Raw genomic sequence first — 25,297 nt, forward strand, 5'->3', positions numbered from 1 at the left:
TAGAAAAAGGGCCCGCCATGCGCTTGTTGACCTGCCTGACCGCTGTCCTGTCCACTGCCGTGCTGGCCGCCCACGCCATGGCCGCCGGCCCGGCCGCCCGCGCTGCCACGGACCTGAGCGAGGAAGAAGAACTGGCCCTGGTCTACGGCGGCAAGGCCTCGGTCAGCATCGCCACCGGCAGCGCGCAGCCGCTGCGCCGCGCGCCGGCCGTGGCCACCGTCATCACCGCCGAGGACATTGCGGCCATCGGCGCGCACGACCTGGACCAGGTGCTGGAAACGGTGCCCGGCATGCACGTATCGCGCTCCGCCATCAACTACGAGCCGCTGTACATCGCGCGCGGCATCTACAGCGTGAACAATCCGCAGATGCTGATGCTGCAGAACGGCGTGCCCATGACCACCCTGCTCACCGGCAGCCGCGGCACGCTGTGGGGCGGCTACCCGGTGGCGCACATTGCCCGCATCGAAATCATCCGCGGCCCCGGCTCGGCGCTGTATGGCGCCGACGCCTACAGCGGCGTGATCAACATCGTCACGAAGAACGCCGCCGACAGCCCCGGCACACAGGCCGGCGTTGCCGCCGGCTCGTTCCGAACGCGCGAAGCCTGGGTGCAGCACGGCGGCAGAACGGGGCCGCTGGAAGTGGGGGCCTATCTGCGCATAGGCGGCACGGACGGCTTCCGCTCACTGATCACGGCCGACGCCCAAAGCGCGCGCGACAAGCTTTTCGGAACCCATGCTTCGCTGGCCCCCGGGCCGGTCAACACCGGCTACGACGCCGTCGACGCCCTGCTCGACCTGGCCCTGCCGCAGTGGCCACAGTGGCGCCTGCGCGCCGGCTACCAGCTGCGCAACAACCTGGGCACCGGCGCCGGCGTGGCCTCGGCGCTGGACCCGGTTGGCAAGGAGCGCGGCGAGCGCATCCACGCCGACCTGGGCTGGACCGAGGCCGACTTCGGCACCGACTGGAGCTTGGGCGCCACCGCCAGCGTGCTGCAGTTCACCCAGCGCATCACCACCGATCTGCGCCTGTCGCCCCCCGGCACGCGCTTCGCCACCGGCCTGTTCCCGGACGGCTTCATCGGCCACCCCGACACTTCCGAGCGCCAGATCCGCCTCTCGGCCTACGCGCTGTACCATGGCTGGAACGGCCACAAGCTGCGCCTCGGCCTGGGGCACGACGACCTGGACATGTACCACACGGCCACCTTCAAGAACTACATCTTCAACCGGGCCGGCGTGCCGGTGCCCACCGGCCCGGTGACCGACTACTCGCAGATCCAGCCCTTCCTGCTGCCGCAGCGGCGCACCGTGAGCTACCTCACGGCGCAGGACGAATGGCAGTTCGCGCGCGACTGGACCCTCACCGCGGGCGTGCGCCACGACCGCTATTCCGACTTCGGCGGCACCACCAATCCGCGCCTGGCCGTGGTGTGGGACGCGGCGCTGGACCTGACCGCCAAGCTGCTGTACGGCCGCGCCTTCCGTGCGCCCTCCTTCAACGAGGAATTCGGCATCAACAATCCGGTCCAGCGCGGCAATCCGGCGCTGCAGCCGGAGCGCATCGGCACCGTGGAAGCGGCGCTGGCATGGCAGGCCGCGCCGCCGCTGCAACTGAACCTGAACCTGTACCGCCACGCGATGCAGGACATCATCCGGGGCGTGCCCAACGCGCAGGCCGGCACCGGCGCCACCTTCCAGAACATCGGCAACCAGCACGGCAAGGGTCTGGAGCTGGAGGCGGTCTGGGACGCGGCCCGCGCGCTGCAGCTCACCGGCAGCTACGCCTACCAGCGCTCCATCGACACGGCCACCGGGCAGGACGCCGGCTACGCGCCGCGCCACCACTTCTACGGCCGCCTGGAGTGGCGCCTGGACGGCATCGGCACCCTCAGCCCGCAGCTGAACCGGGTGGCCGACCGGCGCCGCGCGCGCGGCGACGCGCGTCCCAAGGTGCCGGACTACACCACCTTCGACCTGGCCTTCAGCAGCGGCCGCGTGCTGCGGCGCTGCGAACTGTCGCTGGCGCTGCGCAATGTCTTCAACGCCGACGTGCGCGAGCCCAGCCTGGCGCCCGGCCTGATTCCGAACGACCTGCCGATGGCGCCGCGCGCCGTGTCCCTGCGGGCCGTGGTCACGCTGTAATTACATTACAGCAACCCCTATTACGAAAGGGGCAATAGAATATTTTCACTAATTCTCACCAAAACTCACACATTGCCTGATTTTTAAGCTATTATCTCGCGCTGCAACATTTATTGCCTTTTGGAACGCAATGTTGCAAAACTGCTAGTTAATATCGGCTTATCGGACAAGCCGATTTCGCCCATATTAGGAGCTTATATGTTTGACAATGTCGAGTTTGAACGACAGGAGAAGTCACGTCCTGCCGCCACCACCCCAACCGCCCACACCATGGACATGGCCGACCTGCTGGTCGCCTACCTGGAGCAAATGGGCGTCGATTACGTGTTCGGCGTGCCCGGCGGCGCCATCGAGCCGCTGTACGATGCAATCGCCCGCAACCTGCGCAGGGGCGGCAACCTGAGCCACATCGTGGCGCGCCACGAAGCCGGCGCCGCCTTCATGGCCGACGGCTATGCGCGCGAAACCGGCAAGATGGGCGTGTGCGTGGCCACCTCGGGCCCGGGCGCCACCAATATGCTGACGGCGGTGGCCACCGCCTACGCCAACGGCGTGCCCATGCTGGTCATTTCCGGCCAGCCGGCCCTGCCTTCCTTCGGCAAGCACACCCTGCAAGAATCCTCCTGCACCGGCATCGACGTGCTGGGCATGTTCCGCCACTGCACCCGCTACAACTCGCTGGTCTCCCATCCCATGCAGCTGGAATGGAAGCTGATTACCGCATTGCAGCATGCAAGCCGCACCCCGGCCGGCCCGGTGCACCTGAGCGTGCCGGTGGACGTGTTCCGCGCCCCCAGCAATGTGCGCGCGCCCAGCTATGACATGAACAGCCTGCTGCAGCCGGTCGCGCTGGTGGACGACAACGGCATCGAGCGCCTGCGCGCCCTGCTGGCCCGCGCCCGCAACGTGGTGGTGCTGGTCGGCTCCGGTTGCGGCGAGTCGATTCACTCCATCCTGCAGTTCGCCACCCTGAAAGGCGCCACCTTCGTCACCACGCCGGACGCCAAGGGCCTGGTCAGCCCGCAGCACCCGCTGTACCGCGGCGTGTTCGGATTCGGCGGCCACGGCACCGCCGAGGCGGCGCTGCGCGATCCGTCGGCCGACCTGATCCTGGCGGTCGGCACCAGCATGGGCGAATGGAACACCGGCGGCTGGTGCGACAGCCTGCTGAACAACCGCATGGTGCACATCGACGAATCCGAAGAGCACCTGGCGCGCACGCCGATGGCGCGCATGCACCTGCGCGGCAGCCTGAACGTGATCTTCGACCGCCTGGTGTCCCATATCCAGCAGGAGAACCCGCAGGACGAGCAAGCCACCGCGCACCGCCGCGCCATGCGCGAGCTGTCCTTCAAGGCCTGGCGCACGTCCGACATGCTGGAAGCGCCGCACGCCTACTTCAGCGACGCCACCCCGATCAAGCCGCAGCGCCTGATGAAGGAACTGGGCGAGCTGATGCCGCACAGCACCCGCTACCTGGCCGACGCCGGCAACAGCATCGCCTGGGCTGCGCACTACCTGCAGCCGCGCGACCGCCGCATGGGCGAGCGCCGCAGCGCCGACGGCGCGCGCCCGCGCGACCTGGGCAAGCGCCGCAGCACCGGCGGCTGGCTGCGCCTGACCAGCCACTTCGCGCCCATGGGCTGGGCCATCGGCGCGGCCATCGGCACGGCGGCCGGCAACCCGCACGCCCCGGTGGTGTGCATCACCGGCGACGGCAGCATGCTGATGAGCGGCCAGGAGCTGTCGGTGGCGGTGGCCGAGCAGCAGTGCGTGATATTCGTGGTGCTCAACGACCGCGCACTGGGCATGGTCAAGCACGGCCAGCGCCTGGGTGGCGCCGAGCAGATCGGCTACGAGCTGCCGGCCACCGACTTCGCCGCGCTGTCGCGCGCGCTGGGCGGCCGCGGCCACACCATCCGCTCGGCCAAGGACATGCAGGCGCTGGACATCAAGGCCATCTGCAACTACCCCGGCCCCACCCTGCTGGACGTCTACATCGACCCCGAGGAAGTGCCGCCCATGGGCAGCCGCCTGCGCGTGCTGATGAACGATGGCCAATAAGGAGCGCCCATGAGTACCCGTGCCACCCCGTCGCCAAAAGACCTGATCCACACCGCCATCTGGCACGAAGTGCCGGAGCCGGATAATCCGTTTGCCGCCCGCGCTGCCTATTGCCGGGGTTATGACGTGTACGGCGCCATGGCGGGCCACGCGCGCTGGATAGAGATGCTGTGGCTGCTGCTGCGCAGCGAGCTGCCGGCCGGGCCTGAACTGGACGTGCTGGAAGCGCTGGCCGTGGCGCTGGCCAATCCCGGGCCGCGCGATGGCGCGGTGCATGCCGCCATGTGCGGCGGCGTGGGCGGCTCCACCGCCGCATCATCGCTGATGGCCGCGCTGGCCGTGGGCGCAGGCCGCTCCGGCGGCGCACGCGAAGTGCACGACGCGATGGCGATGTGGCGCCGCTGCGGCGCGGACCTGGATGCCTGGCGCGCCCATCACGCAGCCGCCGCCGACGAGCCGGTCGACGTCTGGCCTGAGCAGGCCCATATACCGGGCTTCGATCCGCACGGCGTGTCCACGCCGCTGCCGGTGCGCCAGTTGCTGGCTGCGCTGGACCGCTTGGGCGCCGGGCCGCAAACGGCCTGGCTGCATGCCAGCGTGGAGCAGGCCCGTGCTGCCGCCGGCTTGCCGCTGGCCATGTGCGGCGTGGCCGCGTGCGTGTTCGGCGACCTGGGCTTCAGCCCGGACGAGGGCGAGATGCTGTACCTGCTGCTGCGCCTACCCGGCGCCGCCGCGCACGCGCTGGAACAGAAGGCAGTCGGCTTCAAGCAGTTCCCCTTCTATAAACTGGAACTGGACCCGGCCGCCACGCCGCCGGTTCCCGCCCCCCTGATCGCTGAAAAGGAAGCAGCATGAGCGCGCCATTGCACCAAGTCCTGAGCGGCCCCGAGCTGCTGCAGCACCACGCCGGCCGCCTGCACACCAGCGTGGGCGCCGCCTTCCCCGGCAGCCACGCGGTGTTCCGCGGCCACGACCTGCACCGCGACCTGGGCAACCTGCAGTGGGTGCAGCTGTACGCCTACGGCATCACCGGCCGCCACCTGAGCGAGGCGCAGGCCGAGCTGGTGCAGGCCATGTGGACCCACACTTCCTACCCGGACGCGCGCCTGTGGAACAACCGCGTGGCGGCCCTGGCCGGCAGCGCGCGCAGCAGCGCGTCGCTGGGCATCGTGGCCGGCATGGCGGTGTCCGAGGCCACCACCTACGGCGGCCAGGCCACCATGCTGTGCATGACTTTCCTGCAGCATGCGCTGCGCCAGGTGCAGGCCGGCGCGGATCTGGCCGATGTGGTGTGGGCCGAGACTGCGCGTAGCAAGATCTACGGCTTTGGGCGCCCGATCAATTCGCACGATGAGCGCATTCCCTTCATCATGGCGCTGGCCGAGCGCCTTGGTCTGCACAACGGTCCGCACCTGGCGCTGGCCTGGCAGGTGGAGCAGGTGCTGCTGAGCCGCTACGCGCAGCTGCACATGAACTATTCGGGCCTGCACGCGGCCATCATCGCCGACATGGGTATGTCGGTGCGCGAGCTGCAGCTGCTGCGCATGCCGATCTTCATCGCCGGCATGGCGCCGTGCGTGGTGGAGGCGGCGGAAAAGCCGGAGCGCGTGCTGTTCGCCACGCCGTGCAGCGCAGTGGACTATTCGGGCCCGGCGCCGCGCGCCTGGAAAGGCGCACAACCCTGCACGGAAATGCAAGAGGCAGCATAGCTATTTGCTATCAAGCTGCAAGCTTGCAACAGTTGTTGCTGTTTTGTCCCATGGAGAAAGTGTGCCACGCTACAATGGGCCAAATATCACTATCTGGAGATCGGATTTGAAGTCTTCCCGCGCATCCCGTATCTGGCTGGCCGTGGCCCTGGCCCTGCCCGCCCTGGTGGCACAATCGCAGGCCCACGCCCAGACCAAGGCAGGCCCCAGCAGCGAAGAAGACGAACTGACCATGGTGTACGGCGATGCCGACAGCGTCAGCATCGCGACCGGTAACTTGCAGTCGCTGCGGCGCGCGCCGGCCGTGGCTTCGGTAGTGACGGCGGCCGACATTGCCGCCATGGGCGCCACCGATCTGGACCAGGTGCTGGAAACCGTGGCGGGCATCCATATCGCGCGCAGTCCCAACAGCTATTCGCCGCTGTACATCGTGCGCGGCGTCTTCAGCCAGTATGCGCCGCAGGTGCTGGTGCTGCAGAACGGCGTGCCGGTGACCACGCTTTACACCGGCAACAAGGGCAATATCTGGGGCACCTTCCCGGTCGAGCACATCTCGCGCATTGAAATCATCCGTGGCCCCGGTTCGGCGCTGTACGGCTCGGACGCGTTCGCGGGCGTGATCAACATCATCACCAAGGGGCCGGCCGAGGCTGCCGGCACCGAGGTAGGCGCACGCCTGGGCTCCTACCATGCGCGCGACGCCTGGGTGCAGCACGGCGGCAAGCTCGGCCCGGTGGAAATCGCGGCCTTTCTGCGTGTCGGCAGCACCGACGGCCAGCACAGTACGCTGGAAGCGGACGCCCAGACCCGCAACGACACCTTGTTCGGCACCCGCGCCAGCCTGGCGCCGGGCGGCGTGAACACCGGCGGCGACGCGGTCGACCTGAACCTGGAGGCGGTGTACGGCAAATGGCGCGCGCGCCTGGGCTACAAGCTGCGCGACAAGCAGGGCACCGGCGCCGGCATTGCCTCCGCGCTTGATCCGGTCGGCACCGGGCGCAGCGACCGCATCAACTCCACCCTGGCCTGGGCCGATCCACAGTTCACCCGCGACTGGGGCCTGGGCGTGAGCATCAACACCCAGTCCTATGTGCAGCACCTGCCCGGCTACGTGCTGCTGCCGGCCGGCGCGCGCTTCCCCACCGGGATTTTCCCGAACGGGATGATAGGCGCGCCGGAAACCTCGGAGCGCAACACCCGCCTCACCGCCTACGCCGACTACAATGGCTTCGACGGCCACCACGTGCGCCTGGGCGTGGGACACGACGACCTGGACATGTACCGCACGCACGAAGTGCGCAACTTCAGCTACGCACCCAATGGCACGCCGATTCCCCTGCCCGGCCTGGTCGACTTCAGCGACACCGCGCCCTTCCTGCGCCCGCACCAGCGCCGCATCGACTACATCTATGCGCAGGACGAGTGGCGCGTCGCCACCGACTGGACCCTGACGGCCGGCGTACGGCATGACCGCTATTCCGATTTCGGCGGTACCACCAACCCGCGCGTGGCGCTGGTGTGGGACGCCAGCTTCGACCTGACCGCCAAGCTGCTGTACGGCCGCGCCTTCCGCGCGCCTGCCTTCATCGAGGCCTACGGCGAGTCCAACCCTGTGGCGCGCGGCAATCCGGACCTGAAGCCGGAAACCGACAGCACCGTGGAAGCAGCGTTTGCCTGGCAGGCCAACGCAGACGCCCAGGTCAACCTCACGCTGTACCGCTACTCGATGGGCAACATCATTCGCCTGGTGCCCAACGCGGTGGCCGGCACCGGCTCCACCTTCGCCAACACCGGCAGCCAGGTCGGCCACGGTATGGAGCTCGAAGGCAACTGGAACGTGAACCGCGACCTGCGCCTGGTCGGCAATTACGCCTGGCAGCGCTCGGTGGACAAGGCCACCAACACCGACGCCGGCTATGCGCCGCACCACCACGTGTTCGCGCGCGCCGACTGGCAGCTGGCCAGCAATTACACGCTGTCGCCGCAGCTGAACTGGGTAGCCGACCGCAAGCGCGCCGCCGGCGACCTGCGCAAGCCCATCGCCGACTACCACACCGTGGACCTGACCCTGTCCACCCGGCGCGGCAAGAACCAGTGGAATTTCTCGGCCGCGCTGCGCAACCTGTTCGACGCCGACGCCCGCGAACCGTCGCTGGCGCCGGGACTGGCGCTGCCGTTCGACCTGCCGCTGGCCGGCCGCGCGTTCTCCATCCAGGCCAGCTACAAGCTGTAAACGCCAGGCGCGGCCGCGCCGCCATCGCCTGCCGTACGGCCGCCCGCGCCCGCAATGCGGGCGCTTTCAATTTAACCAAGCTTTACAAGCTATACCTGTTAGACTGGCTCCTCCCTAATTTCACGATGTGGAGCATGTATGAGCAAGCAGAGCAGCGGGCATCTTGCCAAGATCCTCAGCAACAACCAGGAGGCGCTGCTGGAGAGCTGGCTCAGCGCTATGCTGTCGCGCACGGTACGCCGCGACAAGAGCGCCGAGGGCGAGATGCGGCAACAGGCCGCGCGCCTGCTGCCGCTGCTGATCCAGGCCACGCCGGCCGGCGCCAGCTATGAGATCGACGGCGCAGCCTGGGCTGAAGTGCGCCAGCTGCTCAGCGAGATTTCGGCCGCCCGCGTGCGCCAGGGCTACACCCCCACCGAGACGGCCACCTTCGTGTTCGCCCTCAAGGAGCCGCTGTTTGCCGGCCTGCGCGCCGAGCTGGCGCACGACGGCGCCGCGCTGGGCGCGGAGCTGGCCGATACCGGCGCCCTGTTCGACCGCCTGGGGCTGTACACCGTGGAGGAATACCAGCGCAACCGCGAAGGCGTGATCCTGCGCCAGCAGCAGGAACTGCTGGAGCTGTCCACCCCCGTGGTGCAGCTGTGGCGCGACGTGCTGGCCCTGCCGCTGATCGGCACCCTGGACAGCGCCCGCACCCAGGTGGTGATGGAAAACCTGCTGCAAAAGATCATCGACACCGGCGCCTCGATCGCCATCATCGACATCACCGGCGTGCCCACCGTGGACACGCTGGTGGCGCAGCACTTGCTCAAGACCGTGGCGGCCGCACGCCTGATGGGCGCAGACTGCATCATCAGCGGCATCCGCCCGCAGATCGCGCAAACCATCGTGCACCTGGGCGTGAACCTGGAGGACGTGACCACCAAGGCCACCCTGGCCGACGCCTTCCAGACCGCCATGAAGCGCCTGGGTGCCTCGGTCACCTACGGCCCGGGCGCCTGAGGCCGGAATGGAACGCATCCCGATACTCAAGATGGGCCAGCTGCTGCTGGTCACCATCCAGGTCGACATGCACGACAGGCTGGCCATGACCTTGCAGGACGACCTGACCTCGCGCATCGTGCAGGACCGCGCGCGCGGCGTGCTGATCGACATTTCCACGCTGGACATCGTCGATTCCTTCATCGGCCGCATGATCAGCAACACCGCCGCCATGGCGCGCGTGCTGGACGCGCACACCGTGCTGGTGGGCATGCAGCCGGCCGTGGCCATCACGCTGGTGGAACTGGGACTGAAGCTGGAGGGCGTGCAGACCGCGCTCAACGTGGAAAAGGGCGTGCTGCTGCTTCAACGCCAGATCGCATGAACGCCCCCGCTCCCGGCGCCATCGTGGTGCCGCTGCGGTTGGACGAGGACATGGTGCGCCTGCGCCAGCAGGTGCGCGAGCAGCTGGTGGCGCAGGGCTTCAGCCTGATCGACCAGACCAAGATGGTGACGGCGGCCAGCGAACTGGCGCGCAACACGCTGCGCTACGGCGGCGGCGGCGAAGCGCACCTGGTGCAGGTCAACAATGGCATGCGGCGCGGGCTGCACCTGGTATTTACCGACGATGGCCCCGGCATCGACGACATTCCCCGCGCCCTCACCGATGGCTACACCAGCGGCGGCGGCATGGGCCTGGGACTGTCCGGCGCCAAGCGCCTGGCCGACGAATTCAACATCATCTCGGCGCCCGGCGCCGGCACCACCGTTAGCATCACCAAATGGAAACCATACTGAATCCGCTGCAGCTGTGCTGCCCTGTCTCCGACCCCACCCACGTGGCGGCCGTGCGCCGCGCCGCCGCCGAGCTGGGCGCGCGCGCCGGCCTGGACCCGGTGCGCGCCGGCGAGCTGGCCATCGTGGTGACCGAGGCGGCCAGCAACATCCTGAAGCACGCCGGGCACGGCGAAATCCTGCTGCGGCCACTGTACGCCGAACAGGGCGACGCCGGCGTGGAAGTACTGGCGCTGGACAGCGGCCCCGGCATGGCCAGCCTGGCCGCAAGCCTGCAGGACGGCAGCACCACCGCCGGCAGCTACGGCGTGGGACTGGGCGCGATGCGGCGCCTGTCGGCCAGCTTTGACGCCTACAGCGCGCCAGGCAAGGGCACGGCGGTCTGGCTGACGGTATGGCAGCCGGCGCCGGCGACGCAGGCGGCCCAGCTATCCCCATCATCCCAGCCAAGCCAGTCGAGCCAGCCAAGCCAGCCATCCGCCGCCCTTCCCTCTGCCCGCCAGGGCGACGGCGCGCAGGCCGGCATGGCGCTGGACGTGGGCGTGGTGTGCCAGCCCATGCACGGCGAAACCATCTGCGGCGACGGCTGGGCCCTGGCCTGCGACGCCACTAGCGCCACCGTGCTGGTGGCCGACGGCCTGGGCCACGGTCCGCTGGCGGCCGACGCGGCGCGCCTGGCCTCGCACACCGTGCTGGCCAAGCCGAACCAGCCCGCTGCGGTGCTGCTGCAGGATGTGCATGGCGCGCTGCGCGCCACGCGCGGCGCCGCTGCCGCCGTGGTGCGCATCGACATGCTGGCCGGGCAGCTGCAGCTGGCCGGGGTGGGCAACATCGCCTGCCACGTCTGGAGCGATGGCGCGCGGCGCCAGCTGGTGTCGCACAACGGCATCGTGGGCAGCAATATGCGCAAGGTGCAGGAATTCGGCGCGCCGTGGGACCACGACGGCATGCTGATCCTGCACAGTGACGGCCTGGGTTCGCGCTGGAACCTGGACGAGTATCCGGGCCTGGCCGCGCGCCATCCGGCGCTGATCGCCGGCGTGCTGTATCGCGATTTCTCGCGCGGCCGCGACGATGTCACCGTGCTGGTGCTGCGCGACCGGCAGGGAGGCCGGCCGTGAGCCTGCGCATCCTCAGCCTGGCCATCGTGGCCGAAGTGGACGTGGTGGCGTCGCGCCAGCGCGCGCGCCAGATCGGCGCGCTGTGCGGCTTCGGCAGCCAGGACCAGACCCGCATCGCCACCGCCGTGTCGGAACTGGCGCGCAACGTCTACAGCTACGCCGGCAGCGGGCGCATTGAATTCAGCGTGGAAGGCGCCACCGCCCCGCAGTTGCTGGTGATCCGCGTGGAAGACCAGGGGCCGGGCATCCCCGACCTGCCGCTGGTGCTGTCCGGGCGCTACCAGTCCAGGACCGGCATGGGCATGGGCATCCTGGGCGCGCGCCGCCTGATGGACCAGTGCGACGTGAGCACCGCGCCCGGCAAGGGCACCGTGATCCTGCTCAAGAAGCTGATGCCGACCGACGCGCCCGTGCTCACGGCAGCCGCGGTCGGCGCGCTCGGTGCCGAGCTGCACGCCCTGCCTCCCGGCGCTGCGCTGTCGGAAATGCAGCAGCAAAACAAGGAACTGCTGGCCACCCTGGCCGAACTGAACGTGCGGCAGGAGGAACTGCTCAAGCTCACGCGCGAGCTGGAGGACACCAACCGCGGCGTGGTGGCCCTGTACGCCGAGCTGGACCAGCAAGCCGAGCACCTGCGCGGCGCCGACGAGATGAAGACGCGCTTCCTGTCCAATATGAGCCACGAATTCCGCACCCCGCTGAACTCGATCCGCGCGCTGTCCAAGCTGCTGCTGGACCGCACCGACGGCGAGCTCGGCGGCGAGCAGGAAAAGCAGGTCGGCTACATCCTGAAAAGCGCCGATGCGCTGGCCGAGCTGGTGGACGACCTGCTGGATCTGGCCAAGATCGAGGCGGGCAAGATCGATGTCCGCGCCGAGCCCTTCGACGTGGCCGACATGTTCAGCGCCCTGCGCGGCATGCTGCGCCCGCTGCTGGTGAGCGCCAAGGTCGAGCTGGTGTTCGACATGCCGGAGCAGCCCCTGCTCATGGTCAGCGACGAGGGCAAGGTCTCGCAAATCCTGCGCAACTTCATCTCCAACGCCTTGAAATTCACCGAGGCCGGCGAGGTGCGCGTGTCGGCCGAGCTGCTGCCGGACGGCGCCGGGGTGCGCTTCGCGGTGCAGGATACCGGCATCGGCATCGCGGCCGAGGACCAGCAACTGATCTTCGAGGAGTTCAGCCAGGTGCCCAGCCACCTGCAGCGCAGCGCCAAAGGCACCGGGCTGGGCCTGCCGCTGTGCCGCAAGCTGGCGGCGCTGCTGGGCGGCAGGGTGGGCCTGAGCAGCACGCCAGGCGAAGGCTCGACCTTCTTCGCCGCGCTGCCGCTGCGGCTGCGGCAGTCCGGCGCAGCCGGCGGCACCGGCGCCGACGGCCCGGCGCCGGCCGGCGCCCCGGCAGCAGCGCTGGCGGCAGCGGGCCAAGCCGGCGACGGCGGCATCCCGGTGCTGGTGATCGAGGATGACCGCACCGCCATGCTGCTGTACCGCAGCTTCTTCCGCAACACGCCCTACCGCGCCGTATGGGCGCGCAGCCTGTGGGAGGCGGAGCAGATCTGGGACAGCGAAGCGCCGGCCGCCGTCATCCTCGACCTGTACCTGAACGGCACCGACGCCTGGCGCTGGCTGACGCAAACCAAGAACGACGAGCGGCGCCGGCACGTGCCGGTGATCATCGCGTCCGAGGTGGCGGACCGCCAGAAGGCCTACTCGCTGGGCGCGGACGCCTATTTCGTCAAGCCGGTGCCGCGCACCGAATTGCTGGCGCAGCTCAACGCGCTCTACCTGTCCGCCTCCGGCAGCGGCATACCACTCTCCAACCTGCCCGAGGCCCCATGATGGCGCACGACCTGATCCTCAATGTGGACGACACCGAAGCGGCGCGCTACGCCAAGTCGCGCATCCTGCAGCGCGCCGGCTTCCAGGTGATCGAGGCGGCCAGCGGCGGCGAAGCCCTGGCCAAGGCCGCCAGCGAAAACCCGGCCCTGGTGCTGCTCGACACCAAGCTGCCCGACCTGAGCGGCTTCGACGTGTGCCGCCGCCTCAAGCAAAATCCCCACACCGCCATGGTGCTGGTGCTGCAAACTTCGGCGTCCTACGTGGCCTCGCCGGACCGCGTGCGTGCGCTGGACAGCGGCGCCGACAACTACCTGATCGAGCCGATCGAACCGGAAGAGCTGGTGGCCAATGTGCGCGCCCTGCTGCGCCTGGCCAAGGCCGAGCGCGAGCTGCGCGAGGTGAACCGCCTGAAGGACGAGTTCCTGGCCATCCTGGCGCACGAGCTGCGCAACCCGCTGGGCCCGATCCGCAACGCGGTGGAACTGCTGCGCAACCTCGACCCCTATGCGCCCCAGCCGCAGGAAAGCGCGCGCCAGATGATCATCCGCCAGACCGACCACATGGTGCGCCTGGTGGACGACCTGCTGGATGTGTCGCGTATTTCCCAGGGCAAGATCGCGCTGCGGGTGGCGCCGGTGGAGCTGGGCGAGCTGCTGCGCTCGGTACTTGACACGGCAGCCGACACCGCCGCGCGGCGCCGGCACACGCTGTCGGCGCAGCTGGCGGACACCCCGCTGTGGGTGGCCGGCGACGCGGTGCGGCTGGCGCAGATCACCGGCAACCTGCTCAACAATGCGTGCAAGTTCACCCCGCTGGGCGGCGCCATCGACGTCAGCCTGGCGCGCGACGGCGGCGAGGCGCTGATACGCATCAGCGACAACGGGATCGGCATTCCGCCCGGGCAGATCGACAGCATCTTCACGCTGTTCGCCCAGGCCGGCCACAGCGCCGACCGGGTGCAGGACGGCCTCGGCATTGGCCTGTCCCTGGTCAAGACGCTGGTGGATCTGCACGGCGGCAGCGTGGCCGCGCGCAGCGACGGCACCGGCCATGGCAGCACCTTCGAGATCCGCCTGCCGCTGAGCGCCGCGCCCGAATGCGGCGCCGGGAGCGGCGTGCCGCCCGCCGCCCCGGCCGCCGAGCCCGGCCCTGCGGTCGCGCCGCGCCGCGTGCTGGTGGTGGACGACAGTGTCGATTCGGCCGACATGGTGGCCTCGCTGCTGGGCTACTGCGGCCACGACGTGCGCACGGCCCACACCGGAGGGGACGCGGTCCGCCTGGCGCTGGCATTCCGGCCGCAGCTGGTGTTCCTCGACATCGGCCTGCCCGACATGCCCGGCACCGAGGTGGCCAGCGCCATGCGCAAGCTGCCCGAGCTGGCCGGCATCCGCCTGGTGGCGCTGAGCGGCTACGGGCAGGAGCGCGACCGCAACGACGCACTGGCAGCCGGCTTCGACCAGCACCTCACCAAGCCGGCCACTTTCGAAGCGCTGGAGGCGGCCGTGCGCGAACTGGACGCGCCATGACCTGCGTCAATGTGACCGGCACTAAAGATTGAATATCCGCTACGGCGGCGTACGCTGAACTTTAGCAAGCGGGGCCGGTCTGCCCGCTTCACTTAAAGGAGGCGCACATGTCGACTACATCCACATCCCTGGCTGCCCTGGCGGTCCTGCTCATGGCAGGGCCCGCCACGGCGGCGCCGCAAGACCCCACCACCAGCATCAAGCGCGACAGCGACCCGGCCCGCTCCCAGGCCGAGCCGTCCTACCAGACCCGCGAAGAACGCCTGAACGCCAAGCCGCTGGACTGGAACGCCACCAAGGGCAAGCCCAGGCGCAAGGCCCAGACGGCGGCCGAGAAGAAGTCGCTGGCCGACGCCAAGGCCGAGCATGCCGAAGGCGGCGCGCCCGATCCCAAGGCAGACGAGGAAGCGCGGCGCCTGCATCCCGATGACTGGAAAGCGCCCGGGCAACAACGCTAGGCCAAACTCGACAGGGAGAACTGACATGGACAAGTACACCATCATGGCGCTGGCGGCGCTGGCCGGCGCGGCTGCGCTGGGGCGCGCCGGTCCGGCGCACGCCACGGCCGACATCTTCACGCAATACCAGGAAACCAATAACGGCAACACCCCGCGCGCGATCGGCAAGCTGTTCACCAACGCCGGCACCTGCTCGGCCTCCGTCATCAGCGGCAACAACATCATCGTCACGGCGGCGCACTGCTGCTACAACCGCAACAGCAACGCCTGGATCGGCGGCTGGTCCTTCGCGCCCGCCTACAACAGCGGCAACGCGCCGTTCGGCGTGTTCACCTGGTCGCAGGCGCGCATACTCAACAGCTGGATCAGCAACGGCGACGTGGCATCGGACGTGTGCCTGATCGCCTTGCAGCCGGACTCGGCCGGCAGGGGCGTGACTTTCTACACGGGCTGGCTGGGCCGTTCCTGGAACTACGGCAGCATGCTCAGCCAGCACGCGCTGGGCTACCCGGGCAACCTGGGCGGCGGCAACACGCTGCAGCTGTGCGCGTCCGAGAGCTTCAGCCCCAGCGGCAGCTGCGGCGGCAGCTCGGTGCTCAATACCGGCTGCTCCATGACTTTCGGCTCCAGCGGCGGCCCCTGGCTGCGCGACTACCGGGGCGGCAACCATGTCGACTCCGTGGTGCACGGCTACGACAGCAGCAGCTGCACCGGCACCTTCGGCCAGACCTTCAACGGCCCGCGCTTCACCAGCGGCAATATCGCCGCGCTGTGCACCGCGCAGGGTTGCTGAAACAGGGCTGTTGAAACAAGGCGGCTGAAACAAGGCGGTGCTGCTCAGCGCGCCGCCTCCTCCCACAGCGTGGCGGCAGCCGCTTCCAGCACCGGCCGCCACGCCGGCGCCACCGGCAACAGGAATACCTCCCGCAGCGCCTTTTCCAGCTCGTCCGCGTCCAGGTAGCTGCGCGCGAGGCTGCCGTCGGCGCCGCGTATGGTCAGCCGGTTCTGCAGCAGCGCATGGCGCGCCTCTGGCGTGGTGCGCGCCACGATGAGCTTGTGCCGGAAGTGCGAGTCCGGGTGGGTGGACGTGAAATAATTGGCCATCTCGTAATCGCCCACGGTCTGCAGGGCGGGCGAAATCTGGTAGACCGGCTGCCAGGCGCCGCCGATTTCCACCTCCAGCAACTGCTCGTTGCCGACGGGGACCAATCGGAAGCGCTCGTGCGGCGTGGCCTGCGGGCCCGCCAGGCCGAAGCGCAGCGGCGCGGTCAGCACGCAGCTGCCGAAACCGACGTCCGCCAGCCAGGGCGTGCCGTCTATCGTCACCCGCAGGACCATGTGCGTACGCGGGCGCAGCGCCGCCTCCGGCCCGAGCTGCCAGCGCACCTGGGCGATCAGTCCCTCCACCGTGAAACCCAGCGCCTCCAGCACGCGCTTGAACAGGCTGTTCTGCTCGAAGCAATAGCCGCCGCGGCGCGCCGCGATCAGCTTGGCATCCACCGCCTGCGGCGCCAGGTCCACCGGCTGGTGCAACAGCGCATCCATGGCCTCGAAAGGAATGGCGGCCGGGTGCAGTTGCTGCAAGGCGAGCAGCGTGCCCAGCGTCGGCGCACGCTCGCCGGTATAGCCGACGCGCGCGCAATACGCGTCCAGAAAGTGTGGCGTGGCTTGTGTCATCGAATCCGCTCCATGTAACATGTTGGCGGAAAGGATAACATTTTCCCGTCAGGCCCGGCGGCGCCTCAGGATATTCAGGAATACCTCGGGCTGGAAGCCTTCGCGCATTTGTTCACCGCGCACCACCAGGAAGGGCGTGCCCCTGGCGCTGTAGGCATGGAAGCCCTTGGCGCAGGCGCTGCTGGCGCTCATATTGCACTCGGTGTAGGCGAAGCCGCGCTGGTTCAGCCATTCCTTGGCCAGGTTGCAGTACAGGCAGCCATCGGCGGTGTACAGCGTCACCTCGCCGGGGCCCACCTGCGCGGCCAGTGCCGCCACCTGGGCCGGTGTCATGTCCTCGTCCAGCAGCCCGCGCAGCTGGCCGGCGCCGCTCAGCGCGAGGAAGGCCGCCACACCGACCGCCAGCAGTGCCACCGCCAGCCAGCCCGTCTGCCACGCGGTCCCGCATGCGCTCCGGCAGGCAGTCCGCCATGCTGCCCACCGCGCAGTCCATCGTCCAGTCAGCCCCGCAGCCATGCTGGCCGCTTACCTGGCGCTGGTGGCGGGCAGGCGCGCGCGCCAGTGCGCCGCCGCCGCCACATCCACCGGCCGGCCCAGTTCGCCGCGCTCGGACACCGTGATCAGGCGCCGCAGCGCCGGGGCCCAGCCGCGGCCGGCGGCCAGCTCGTACAAGCGCAGCGCCTCGGCCTCGTCCTTGCGCACACCGCTGCCCTGTTCCAGCATTTCAGCCAGCGCGAACTGCGCCTCGACATGGCTCTGGGCGGCCGCCTTGCGGAACCACTCGGCCGCCGCAGCCACGTCGGCCGGCACGCCGCGTCCTTCGCGGTACGCCTGGCCCAGCAAGGCCTGGGCATGGGGATTGCCTTTTCCGGCCGCCTGTGCCAGCAGCGGCACGGCTTCGGCGTGGTCGCGCGGCGACTGGGAACGGAACAGCTCCGCGCCCAGCCCCAGGATCGCGTGCGCATCGCCCAGTTCCGCCCCCTGGCGCAGCATGCGCAGCGCTTCGTCGGGATTGCGGTCCACGCCCTGGCCGGTCTGGTACATCCACGCCAGGCCGACATAGGCGCGCGGCGTGCCGGCGTCGGCCGCCTTGCGCAGCCAGGCGTACGCCTGCTCGCTATCCTTGTCCACGCCGTTGCCGTTGCTGTATTGCGCCGCCAGCAGCACCATGGCCATCGCGTGCCCCTGCACGGCCGCCTTCAGCAGCCACTGGTGCGCTTGAACGGCATCGGCCGGCCCGCCTTGCGGCGGCAGCAAGAGCAGAGCGGCCAGGTATTGCGCCTCGGCGTCACCGGCGTCCGCCGCCTTGCTCAGCCACTGCAGGGCTTGCGCATTGTCCGGCTGCACGCCCTTGCCGCTCCGGTACAGCTCGCCCAATTTACGCTGCGCCGCGACGTCCCCGGCCTCGGCCGCCTCAAGCGTGCTGGCGAACGCGGCTTGCAAGGCGGGATCATTGGCGCTGTGGTCCAGCGTCCACACGTACTGCATCCGCATCCATGACGACTGCGGCTTGCCGTTCAGGGTGGCGGGCTTGAACTTGCACTTGGCAATGCCGAAGCGCGCAGCCTCATCCAGCAGGGGATAGCCGCTGGACTTGGTGACCTTGGACTCCACGACGCTGCCATCCGCGCCTATCCTGAAGGCCATCGTGACAGTGCCCTGCTGCTCGCGGCGCAACGCATCCTGCGGCCAGACCGGCTTCTCGCAGCGGTTGAAATCGGCCACGGCGGGCGTGGGCGCCGGCCCCGCCGCCTGCGCCGCGCCATGCCAGCCGGCCAGGGCCAATACCGCTGCGGCTGCCTGGCGCGCCATTGCTTGGGTGATCATGCTGTCATCCTGCGAGATTAGCAAAAATACCATCTTACAGTTACTCGCCGACGATTGTCCATCAGCCGCGATCGGCTTGCAAAGCGCTAGCAATGGCGATCAAAAATGATGGGCTGGTGCCAGCCCTGCAGCCTATTTCACGCGCTGCTTTTCCAGCTTGCGCGCCAGCGTGCGGCGGTGCATGCCCAGGCGGCGGGCCGCTTCGGAGATGTTGAAGTCGGTCTCGGCCAGCACCTCGTGGATGCGCTCCCACTCCAGCGTCTTGATGGAGGTGGAGCGGTTGGTCATTTCCACCTCGGCGCTGCCGGCCACGTGGGCGAAGGCGGCCTCGATGTCGTCCGTGTTGGACGGCTTGGCCAGGTATTGGCAGGCGCCCAGCTTGATGGCCTCGACCGCCGTGTTGATGCTGGCAAAGCCGGTCAGCACCACGATCAGCATGTCCGGGTCGTGCGCGTGCAGCATTTGCACGCACAGCAGGCCGGACGTGTTGTTTTTCAGCTTCAGGTCCACCACGGCGTAGCCCGGCGTATGCTGCTCCAGCAGCGCTTCGGCCTCTTCGAGGCTGGCGGCCAGCAGCACCTCGTAGCCGCGCCGCTCGAACGAGCGGCCGAGCGTGCGCGCGAAGGCGGCATCGTCTTCAATGATGATGAGCTGGCGGACTTCCTGCATGCCCGGCATGTCTTCTTGTGCTGCGTGTTCCGGCATTCCTATTCCTCTTCCACTGCAATGGCCGCAAGCGGCAGGCTCAGCTGCACCGCCGCGCCGCCTTCGGGCCGGTTGCTGGCCGTGACGGTGCCGCCCAGGGTGCGCGCCACGTTCACGGTCAGGAACAGGCCCAGGCCCCGGCCCGGCTTGGCCTTGCTGGAATTGTAGGGCTTGCCGAACTGTTCCAGGATCTCGGGCGCGAAACCGGGCCCGCTGTCGCTGACGACCAGCCTGAGCGCGCCGTCTTCGCAGCGCGCCTCCAGCCTGACCCATTCGGGCGACGCTTCCAGTGCATTATCCAGCACATTGCAGATCATTTGCTTCAGCGCCGAATCGAACACCACCGGCAGGTCCGCAATGCGGTTATCGTACTCGAAGGCAGCCACCGGCCGGCTTTCGCGCCACTCCTGCACCAGCTCGTCGAGGAAGGTATTGATGGTGGTGCGCGTGGACGACTCGCCGCGCGCCTCGCCGGCCGACAGCAGGATGCCGCTGACGATGGACTTGCAGCGCGCCAGCTGGGCCTGCATTTCGCCGATTTCCTCCAGCAGTTCCGGGTTCCTGCTGAATTCCGGCATGCGGCGCCAGTCGCCCAGGATCACCGACAAGGTGGCCAGCGGCGTGCCGAGTTCGTGCGCGGCGCCCGAGGCGAGCAAGCCCATGCGCACGATGTGCTCCTCTTCGGCCGCGCGCTGGCGCATGCTGGCCAGCATGGCGTCGCCGGCGCGCAGATTGCTCATGATGCGCGTGATGAACACCACCAGCAGCGCGGCGTTGAGCGCAAAGCAGATCAGCATGCCCTGGATGTACAGGCTGAAATAGCCGCGCTCGTGGAACAGCGGCAGCGCGATCGGCTTGGACCACACCGACAGGCCGGCAAGGCAGGCGCTGGCAATGGCCACGATGGTCCAGGTGGACCACGCCTCCAGCAGCACCGCGCTGAGAATTACTTGCAGCAGGTACAGGTAGACAAAGGGATTGGAGGTGCCGCCGCTCAGGTAGAGCTGGGCGGTAAGGCTGGCCACGTCCACCAGCATGGCGATGAACAGTTCGGCGTTCGACACCGCCCACTTTTCATGCCAGCGCAGCTGGCTGGCCACGTTGAAGGCGATCAGGCAGGCCAGCACTTCGAGCATGTAGACCAGCGGCAGCTTGATGCCGAAGCCCCATGCCACCACGGCGATGGTGGTCACCTGGCCGACCACGGCGATCCAGCGCAGCTGGATCAGCTGCTGCATGTTCTGGTGCCCGGCGGCCTGGCCGGCCTTGGCGGCCGCCAGGAAAGACGGCAATTTTGCTATGGAAAGTATTTGGCCCGACATGGTCCCTCGCCCGGTTTATGCGTGCGCGCTGCCCTTGCGCGCACGGCGGCGCTCGTCGCGGATCACCCACGCCAGCGCGGCCGCCATCATAACAGCCAGCGCGTACCAGGTGAGCGCATAAACCAGGTGATTGTTCGGGAAGGAGATCACTGTCATGCCGCCGTAGGGGCGCACGGCCGGGTCCAGGTCGGCCACGTACTGGCCGGCGTCGGCGTCGACAAAATATGGCGCCACGCGCGCCGCCTGTAGGCCGCGCGCGGTGGCCATGGCGTGCACGTCGCGCGCGTACCAGCGGTTTTGCGCCGGCTCGTTCACGCGCAGGCCCAGCGGGCCGGGCTTGGTCTCGCTGATGCGCAGCAGGCCGTTGATGCGCACCGGCGCGCGCCCGGCGAGCGCGGCGGCGGCACAGGCATCGGTGCCGGCCGGCACCGTGTTGGACAGGCTGGCGCCGAGGGCGGCGGCCGCGTCCAGCGGCACGAAGCCGCGGTTGATAATGACCATGCTGCCGTCCGCCTGGCACAGCGGCGTGAGCAGCCAATAGCCAGGGCCACGTTCGGTGGTCGCCTGCGCTTTGGTGGAGTATTCGGGGAGCAATCGGCCCGTCAGGAAGACGTGCTTGTATTCATCGGTCTCGGCGGAGACCCTGGCCCAGTCCTGCGGCCCGGGGGCGGAAACCGGCTCGGCGTGCACGCGCGCGTCGACGCGTGCAATCAGCGCCAGTTTCCATTGCAGGCGCTGGACTTGCCACGTGCCCAGCGCGAGCAGTACTGCAATGACCAGCACCGCGCACGCCGCCAGCGTGTAGCGCAGGCCTGCGGAGCGCAGGCGCGGTACGGAGGCTGCGGCGGAGCGCGGTGCGGACATCATGGCATGTTGCGCATCTGGTGAGCGTCCATGCCCGGCATCATGTTGGCATTCATGTGGTACATGACCCAGATCGAGCCCGACAGCACGATGACCACCAGGATCAGCGTGAACATCATGGCCAGCATGGACCAGCCGCCCTCCACTTTCGCGTTCATGTGCAGGAAGTAGACCATGTGGACCACGATCTGCACGGCCGCGAAGCCGAGGATGGTGAAGGCGGTGGTAGCCGGATTGGCGAACACATTGCCCATCACCAGCCAGAACGGAATGGCGGTCAGGATTACCGACAGGATGAAGCCGATGGTGTAGGACTTCAGGCTGCCATGGTTGTGGTCGTCGTGGCCGTGGTGGCCGTGGCCGTGATCGTCATGGCCATGGTGCTCGTGGTTGTGATCGCTCATGGCAGAACTCCCATCAGGTAAACAAAGGTGAACACGCCGATCCAGACCACGTCCAGGAAGTGCCAGAACATCGACAGGCAGGTCAGGCGGCGCATGTTTTCATGCGTCAGGCCGTGCTTCTTCAGCTGGAACAGCAGCGTGATCAGCCAGACGATGCCGAAGGTCACGTGCAGGCCGTGGGTGGCCACCAGCGACCAGAACGAGGTCAGGAAGGCGCTGCGCTGCGGACCGGCGTTTTCGTGCAGCAGGTGCACGAACTCGTACAGTTCCAGCGAGATGAAGGCTGCGCCGAACAGGCCGGTGACGATCAGCCAGCCCATGGTGGCGCCCAGGCGCTTGCGGCCTGCTTCCAGCATGGCGAAGCCGTAGGTGATCGACGACAGCAGCAGCATCGAGGTGTTCAATGCCACCAGCTTCAGGTCGAACAGCTCGGCGCCGGTCGGGCCGCCCGCGTAGTTGCGGCCCAGCACGGCGTAGGTTGCGAACAGGACGGCGAAGATCAGGCAATCGCTCATCAGGTAGATCCAGAAACCGAGCAAGGTGCCGTTTTCCGGATGGTGCTCGCGCACGAAGTAGCGCGAGCTTGGGTTCAAAGTAGCGTCAGACATGGGCATTCAGCAGTTGGGTGCGAGCATTTTCGGTGCGGACCACTTCGTCCGCAGGAATGTAGTAATCGCGTTTGTAATTAAACGTGTGAACAATGATGGCGGCCATCATGGCAACGAAGGCAACGCCGGCCAGGATCCACATCTGCCAGATCAGGGCGAAGCCCACCAGGCCGCTGATCGCGGCAATCACGAAGCCGGCCCAGGTGTTCTTGGGCATGTGGATCGCCACGTAGTCCTGCAGCGGACGCTGGTAGCCGTTCTTCTTCATGTCGGCCCAGGTGTCGTTGTCGTGCACGCGCGGGGTGAACGCGAAGTTGTAGTCAGGCGGTGGCGACGAGGTCGACCATTCCAGCGTGCGGCCGTTCCACGGATCGCCGGTGACGTCCATGTTTTGCTTGCGGTCGCGGAACGAGACCCAGAACTGCATCAGCATGGCGCCGATACCGCCGGCGATCATGACCGCGCCCAGCGCGGCGATCTGGAACCAGATCTGCAGCGATGGATCGTCGAAGTGGCTCATGCGGCGGGTCACGCCCATCAGGCCCAGCACGTACAGCGGCATGAAGGCGAAGTAGAAGCCCACGAACCACAGCCAGAACGACCACTTGCCCCAGTAAGCGTTGAGCTTGTAGCCGAAGGCTTTCGGGAACCAGTAGTTGATTGCCGCGAACACGCCGAACACCACGCCGCCGATGATGACGTTGTGGAAGTGCGCGATCAGGAACAGCGAGTTGTGCAGCACGAAGTCGGCCGGAGGAACAGCCAGCAGCACGCCGGTCATGCCGCCGATAACGAAGGTGATGATGAAACCGATGGTCCACAGCATCGGCACTTCAAAGCGGATGCGGCCGCGGTACATGGTAAACAGCCAGTTGAAGATCTTGGCCCCGGTCGGGATCGAGATAATCATCGTGGTGATGCCGAAGAACGAGTTCACGCTGGCGCCGGAGCCCATGGTGAAGAAGTGGTGCAGCCAGACCAGGTAGGACAGGATGGTGATCACGACGGTGGCGTACACCATCGAGGTGTAGCCGAACAGGCGCTTGCCGCAGTAGGTCGAGACGATTTCCGAGAACACGCCGAACACCGGCAGCACCAGGATGTAGACCTCGGGGTGGCCCCAGATCCAGATCAGGTTCACGTACAGCATGGGGTTGCCGCCCAGCTCGTTGGTGAAGAAGTTGGTGCCGAAGGTACGGTCCAGCGACAGCATGGCCAGCACGGCGGTCAGCACAGGGAACACGGCCACGATCAGCGCGTTGGTGCACAGGGCGGTCCAGGTGAAGACCGGCATCTTCATCATGTCCATGCCGGGCGCGCGCATTTTCACGATGGTGACCACCAGGTTCACGCCGGACAGCAGCGTGCCCACCCCGGCCACCTGTAATGACCAGATGTAGTAGTCCACCCCCACGTCGGGCGAGGCGAGGATGCCGGACAGCGGCGGATAGGCCAGCCAGCCGGTGCGGGCGAATTCGCCCACGAACAGCGAAGCCATCACCAGGATGGCGCCGAAGGCGGTCATCCAGAAGGAGAAGTTGTTCAGGAACGGGAAGGCCACGTCGCGCGCGCCGATCTGCAGCGGCACCACGTAGTTCATCAGCCCGGTCACGAAGGGCATGGCCACGAAGAAGATCATGATCACGCCGTGGGCGGTGAAGACCTGGTCGTAGTGGTGCGGCGGCAGGAAGCCGGCCGAGTCGCCGAAGGAGATCGCTTGCTGGGCGCGCATCATCAGCGCGTCGGCAAAGCCGCGCAGCAGCATGATCAGGCCCAGGATCATGTACATGATGCCGATCTTCTTGTGGTCGATGCTGGTGATCCAGTTCGTCCACAGGTTGCCCCACAGGCGGAAGTAGGAGATGGCGCCAAGCAGGCCGATGCCGCCCAGCACGACGCCGGCGAAGGTCGCCAGCAGGATAGGCTCATGGAAGGGAATCGCTTCCCAGCTCAGCCGTCCGAAGATGAGGTCAGTATTGTGTTGCATTGTTGCTCTTCATGGAAAGATTAGGCACGGGAGTCGGCGTATTGCACAGCTCGGCCGCGGTTTTCGCGCGCACGATGTCATCCGCCATCATCTTGTTCATGCAGGTGGTGCCGTCGCCGACGCAGCGGTTCAGGATCGCGTCGTACAGGTCTGCAGAAACGGTCGGGTAGTAGCGCACCGGCTCTTTTTCGCTCGGCTTTTCCAGCACCTGGTAGGTGGCGCGGTCCAGCGCCACGGCGCCGGTGGCACCGGAAGCCTTGACCTTGGCTACCCAGGCGTCGAAGTCCGCATTGCTCACGCCGTGGTACTTGAAGCGCATGTGCGAGAAGCCCGCGCCGCTGAAGTTGGCCGAGAAGCCGTCGTACACGCCCGGCTTGTTGATGACCGCGTTCAGCTGCGTCTCCATGCTCGGCATCGCGTAGATCATGCCGGCCAGGGCTGGCACGTAGAAGGCATTCATCACGGTCGAGGCGGTGATCTTGTAACGTACAGGCACGTCAACCGGCGTGACCAGTTCATTGACGGTGGCGATGCCCTGCTCCGGATAGATGAACAGCCATTTCCAGTCCAGCGCCACCACTTGCACTTCCAGCGGCTTGACGCCGGCGGCCAGCGGACGCTTGTCGTCGATGCGCGACAGCGGACGGTACGGGTCCAGCTGGTGGGTGCTGATCCAGGTCAGCAGGCCCAGCACGATGATGATCAGCAGCGGCGCGCCCCAGATCACCAGTTCGAGCTTGGTGGAATGATCCCAATCGGGTTCATATTTGGCGGTAGTGTTGCTTTGGCGATACTTCCACGCAAAGAACAGGGTCAGTGCGATGACTGGGACGACAATCAGCAGCATCAGCAAGGTGGACACCACCACGAGGCGGGCCTGCTGCGCGGCGATATCGCCGGACGGATTCATCACCACGGTGTTGCAGCCTGCGAGCAACATCAGCGGCAAAAGAGCCAATCCACGATGGTTCAGGGGAGATTTCATGCGGTAATGTACGTTACATAAAATGAATAACATGGTACTGTAACCACAA

At 67.6% G+C, this 25,297-nt stretch carries 23 protein-coding genes; 13 read left to right on the plus strand and 10 right to left on the minus strand.

The features are described from left to right. Window positions 1-17 precede the first annotated feature (17 nt). From ASC94_RS02530 to ASC94_RS02590, 13 genes are all read left to right on the plus strand, one after another. Window positions 18-2,147, plus strand: coding sequence for a TonB-dependent siderophore receptor (locus tag ASC94_RS02530; RefSeq protein ID WP_056390262.1), 2,130 nt, complete (start codon window positions 18-20; stop codon window positions 2,145-2,147). Between the two features lie 198 nt (window positions 2,148-2,345). After that, on the plus strand, window positions 2,346-4,211 hold the full coding sequence (locus ASC94_RS02535) for a thiamine pyrophosphate-binding protein (RefSeq protein WP_229417146.1): 1,866 nt from the start codon (window positions 2,346-2,348) through the stop codon (window positions 4,209-4,211). A gap of 9 nt (window positions 4,212-4,220) precedes the next feature. Next, complete coding sequence (locus ASC94_RS02540) at window positions 4,221-5,066, plus strand: hypothetical protein (RefSeq protein ID WP_056390269.1); 846 nt, start codon at window positions 4,221-4,223, stop codon at window positions 5,064-5,066. Continuing rightward, the gene (locus ASC94_RS02545) at window positions 5,063-5,920 is read left to right on the plus strand and encodes a hypothetical protein (RefSeq protein WP_056390272.1); all 858 of its coding nucleotides are present in this window, start codon (window positions 5,063-5,065) and stop codon (window positions 5,918-5,920) included. Before ASC94_RS02540 ends, ASC94_RS02545 begins: the two co-directional genes overlap by 4 nt. A 106-nt stretch (window positions 5,921-6,026) precedes the next feature. Beyond that, window positions 6,027-8,153: a TonB-dependent siderophore receptor gene (locus tag ASC94_RS02550; RefSeq protein ID WP_056390275.1), complete on the plus strand. Its 2,127-nt coding sequence runs from the start codon at window positions 6,027-6,029 to the stop codon at window positions 8,151-8,153. 138 nt (window positions 8,154-8,291) lie between these two features. After that, window positions 8,292-9,155 (plus strand): STAS domain-containing protein, encoded by an 864-nt coding sequence (locus ASC94_RS02555; protein ID WP_056390278.1) that lies wholly within the window; start codon window positions 8,292-8,294, stop codon window positions 9,153-9,155. A 7-nt stretch (window positions 9,156-9,162) separates the two neighbouring features. Beyond that, entirely contained in the window at window positions 9,163-9,519 is a 357-nt protein-coding gene (locus tag ASC94_RS02560) for an STAS domain-containing protein (RefSeq protein ID WP_056390281.1), read from the plus strand. Beyond that, complete coding sequence (locus ASC94_RS02565) at window positions 9,516-9,932, plus strand: ATP-binding protein (RefSeq protein WP_056390284.1); 417 nt, start codon at window positions 9,516-9,518, stop codon at window positions 9,930-9,932. Before ASC94_RS02560 ends, ASC94_RS02565 begins: the two co-directional genes overlap by 4 nt. Further along, on the plus strand, window positions 9,917-11,050 hold the full coding sequence (locus ASC94_RS02570) for an ATP-binding SpoIIE family protein phosphatase (RefSeq protein WP_056390287.1): 1,134 nt from the start codon (window positions 9,917-9,919) through the stop codon (window positions 11,048-11,050). The genes ASC94_RS02565 and ASC94_RS02570 overlap by 16 nt, the downstream gene beginning before the upstream one ends. Next, the gene (locus ASC94_RS02575) at window positions 11,047-12,885 is read left to right on the plus strand and encodes an ATP-binding protein (protein WP_056390290.1); all 1,839 of its coding nucleotides are present in this window, start codon (window positions 11,047-11,049) and stop codon (window positions 12,883-12,885) included. Before ASC94_RS02570 ends, ASC94_RS02575 begins: the two co-directional genes overlap by 4 nt. Next, entirely contained in the window at window positions 12,882-14,411 is a 1,530-nt protein-coding gene (locus ASC94_RS02580) for a response regulator (RefSeq protein WP_056390292.1), read from the plus strand. Before ASC94_RS02575 ends, ASC94_RS02580 begins: the two co-directional genes overlap by 4 nt. A 107-nt stretch (window positions 14,412-14,518) precedes the next feature. Continuing rightward, on the plus strand, window positions 14,519-14,869 hold the full coding sequence (locus ASC94_RS02585; protein WP_157201249.1) for a hypothetical protein: 351 nt from the start codon (window positions 14,519-14,521) through the stop codon (window positions 14,867-14,869). Window positions 14,870-14,894: 25 nt separating this feature from the next. After that, entirely contained in the window at window positions 14,895-15,662 is a 768-nt protein-coding gene (locus ASC94_RS02590; RefSeq protein WP_056390299.1) for a serine protease, read from the plus strand. 44 nt (window positions 15,663-15,706) lie between these two features. Here the strand turns inward: ASC94_RS02590 and ASC94_RS02595 are convergent, their stop codons facing one another. The 10 genes from ASC94_RS02595 to cyoA all read right to left on the minus strand — a co-directional run bounded on the left by ASC94_RS02595 (window position 15,707) and on the right by cyoA (window position 25,248). Continuing rightward, on the minus strand, window positions 15,707-16,546 hold the full coding sequence (locus ASC94_RS02595) for an arylamine N-acetyltransferase (RefSeq protein WP_082616061.1): 840 nt from the start codon (window positions 16,544-16,546) through the stop codon (window positions 15,707-15,709). A gap of 48 nt (window positions 16,547-16,594) precedes the next feature. After that, entirely contained in the window at window positions 16,595-16,960 is a 366-nt protein-coding gene (locus tag ASC94_RS02600) for a glutaredoxin family protein (RefSeq protein WP_056390305.1), read from the minus strand. 111 nt (window positions 16,961-17,071) lie between these two features. Next, the gene (locus ASC94_RS02605; protein ID WP_056390308.1) at window positions 17,072-18,373 is read right to left on the minus strand and encodes a TonB family protein; all 1,302 of its coding nucleotides are present in this window, start codon (window positions 18,371-18,373) and stop codon (window positions 17,072-17,074) included. 132 nt (window positions 18,374-18,505) lie between these two features. Next, complete coding sequence (locus ASC94_RS02610) at window positions 18,506-19,042, minus strand: response regulator transcription factor (RefSeq protein WP_056392050.1); 537 nt, start codon at window positions 19,040-19,042, stop codon at window positions 18,506-18,508. A gap of 38 nt (window positions 19,043-19,080) precedes the next feature. After that, the gene (locus ASC94_RS02615) at window positions 19,081-20,316 is read right to left on the minus strand and encodes an ATP-binding protein (protein WP_229417175.1); all 1,236 of its coding nucleotides are present in this window, start codon (window positions 20,314-20,316) and stop codon (window positions 19,081-19,083) included. A gap of 99 nt (window positions 20,317-20,415) precedes the next feature. Then, window positions 20,416-21,267 (minus strand): SURF1 family protein, encoded by an 852-nt coding sequence (locus tag ASC94_RS02620; protein ID WP_157201251.1) that lies wholly within the window; start codon window positions 21,265-21,267, stop codon window positions 20,416-20,418. Next, window positions 21,264-21,668 (minus strand): cytochrome o ubiquinol oxidase subunit IV, encoded by a 405-nt coding sequence (gene cyoD / locus ASC94_RS02625; RefSeq protein ID WP_056390311.1) that lies wholly within the window; start codon window positions 21,666-21,668, stop codon window positions 21,264-21,266. Before cyoD ends, ASC94_RS02620 begins: the two co-directional genes overlap by 4 nt. After that, a complete protein-coding gene (gene cyoC / locus ASC94_RS02630; protein ID WP_056390314.1) occupies window positions 21,665-22,276 on the minus strand; it encodes a cytochrome o ubiquinol oxidase subunit III in 612 nt (203 codons plus the stop codon). The genes cyoD and cyoC overlap by 4 nt, the downstream gene beginning before the upstream one ends. Further along, entirely contained in the window at window positions 22,269-24,263 is a 1,995-nt protein-coding gene (cyoB, locus tag ASC94_RS02635; protein WP_056390317.1) for a cytochrome o ubiquinol oxidase subunit I, read from the minus strand. The genes cyoC and cyoB overlap by 8 nt, the downstream gene beginning before the upstream one ends. Next, a complete protein-coding gene (gene cyoA / locus ASC94_RS02640) occupies window positions 24,247-25,248 on the minus strand; it encodes a ubiquinol oxidase subunit II (protein WP_082616069.1) in 1,002 nt (333 codons plus the stop codon). The genes cyoB and cyoA overlap by 17 nt, the downstream gene beginning before the upstream one ends. Window positions 25,249-25,297 lie beyond the last annotated feature (49 nt).

Source organism: Massilia sp. Root418 (assembly GCF_001425265.1).
GTDB lineage: Bacteria > Pseudomonadota > Gammaproteobacteria > Burkholderiales > Burkholderiaceae_D > Rugamonas.

Bases quoted from the DNA above. Each gene is read 5' to 3' on its own strand.
- cyoA (WP_082616069.1), bottom strand. From the start codon at position 25,248: ATGAAATCTCCCCTGAACCATCGTGGATTGGCTCTTTTGCCGCTGATG.
- ASC94_RS02535 (WP_229417146.1), top strand. From the start codon at position 2,346: ATGTTTGACAATGTCGAGTTTGAACGACAGGAGAAGTCACGTCCTGCC.
- ASC94_RS02605 (WP_056390308.1), bottom strand. From the start codon at position 18,373: ATGATCACCCAAGCAATGGCGCGCCAGGCAGCCGCAGCGGTATTGGCC.
- cyoC (WP_056390314.1), bottom strand. From the start codon at position 22,276: ATGTCTGACGCTACTTTGAACCCAAGCTCGCGCTACTTCGTGCGCGAG.
- ASC94_RS02580 (WP_056390292.1), top strand. From the start codon at position 12,882: ATGATGGCGCACGACCTGATCCTCAATGTGGACGACACCGAAGCGGCG.
- ASC94_RS02545 (WP_056390272.1), top strand. From the start codon at position 5,063: ATGAGCGCGCCATTGCACCAAGTCCTGAGCGGCCCCGAGCTGCTGCAG.
- ASC94_RS02585 (WP_157201249.1), top strand. From the start codon at position 14,519: ATGTCGACTACATCCACATCCCTGGCTGCCCTGGCGGTCCTGCTCATG.
- ASC94_RS02555 (WP_056390278.1), top strand. From the start codon at position 8,292: ATGAGCAAGCAGAGCAGCGGGCATCTTGCCAAGATCCTCAGCAACAAC.
- ASC94_RS02565 (WP_056390284.1), top strand. From the start codon at position 9,516: ATGAACGCCCCCGCTCCCGGCGCCATCGTGGTGCCGCTGCGGTTGGAC.
- ASC94_RS02590 (WP_056390299.1), top strand. From the start codon at position 14,895: ATGGACAAGTACACCATCATGGCGCTGGCGGCGCTGGCCGGCGCGGCT.
- ASC94_RS02530 (WP_056390262.1), top strand. From the start codon at position 18: ATGCGCTTGTTGACCTGCCTGACCGCTGTCCTGTCCACTGCCGTGCTG.
- ASC94_RS02610 (WP_056392050.1), bottom strand. From the start codon at position 19,042: ATGCAGGAAGTCCGCCAGCTCATCATCATTGAAGACGATGCCGCCTTC.
- ASC94_RS02540 (WP_056390269.1), top strand. From the start codon at position 4,221: ATGAGTACCCGTGCCACCCCGTCGCCAAAAGACCTGATCCACACCGCC.
- ASC94_RS02570 (WP_056390287.1), top strand. From the start codon at position 9,917: ATGGAAACCATACTGAATCCGCTGCAGCTGTGCTGCCCTGTCTCCGAC.
- ASC94_RS02620 (WP_157201251.1), bottom strand. From the start codon at position 21,267: ATGATGTCCGCACCGCGCTCCGCCGCAGCCTCCGTACCGCGCCTGCGC.
- ASC94_RS02615 (WP_229417175.1), bottom strand. From the start codon at position 20,316: ATGCAGCAGCTGATCCAGCTGCGCTGGATCGCCGTGGTCGGCCAGGTG.
- ASC94_RS02560 (WP_056390281.1), top strand. From the start codon at position 9,163: ATGGAACGCATCCCGATACTCAAGATGGGCCAGCTGCTGCTGGTCACC.
- ASC94_RS02595 (WP_082616061.1), bottom strand. From the start codon at position 16,546: ATGACACAAGCCACGCCACACTTTCTGGACGCGTATTGCGCGCGCGTC.
- cyoB (WP_056390317.1), bottom strand. From the start codon at position 24,263: ATGCAACACAATACTGACCTCATCTTCGGACGGCTGAGCTGGGAAGCG.
- cyoD (WP_056390311.1), bottom strand. From the start codon at position 21,668: ATGAGCGATCACAACCACGAGCACCATGGCCATGACGATCACGGCCAC.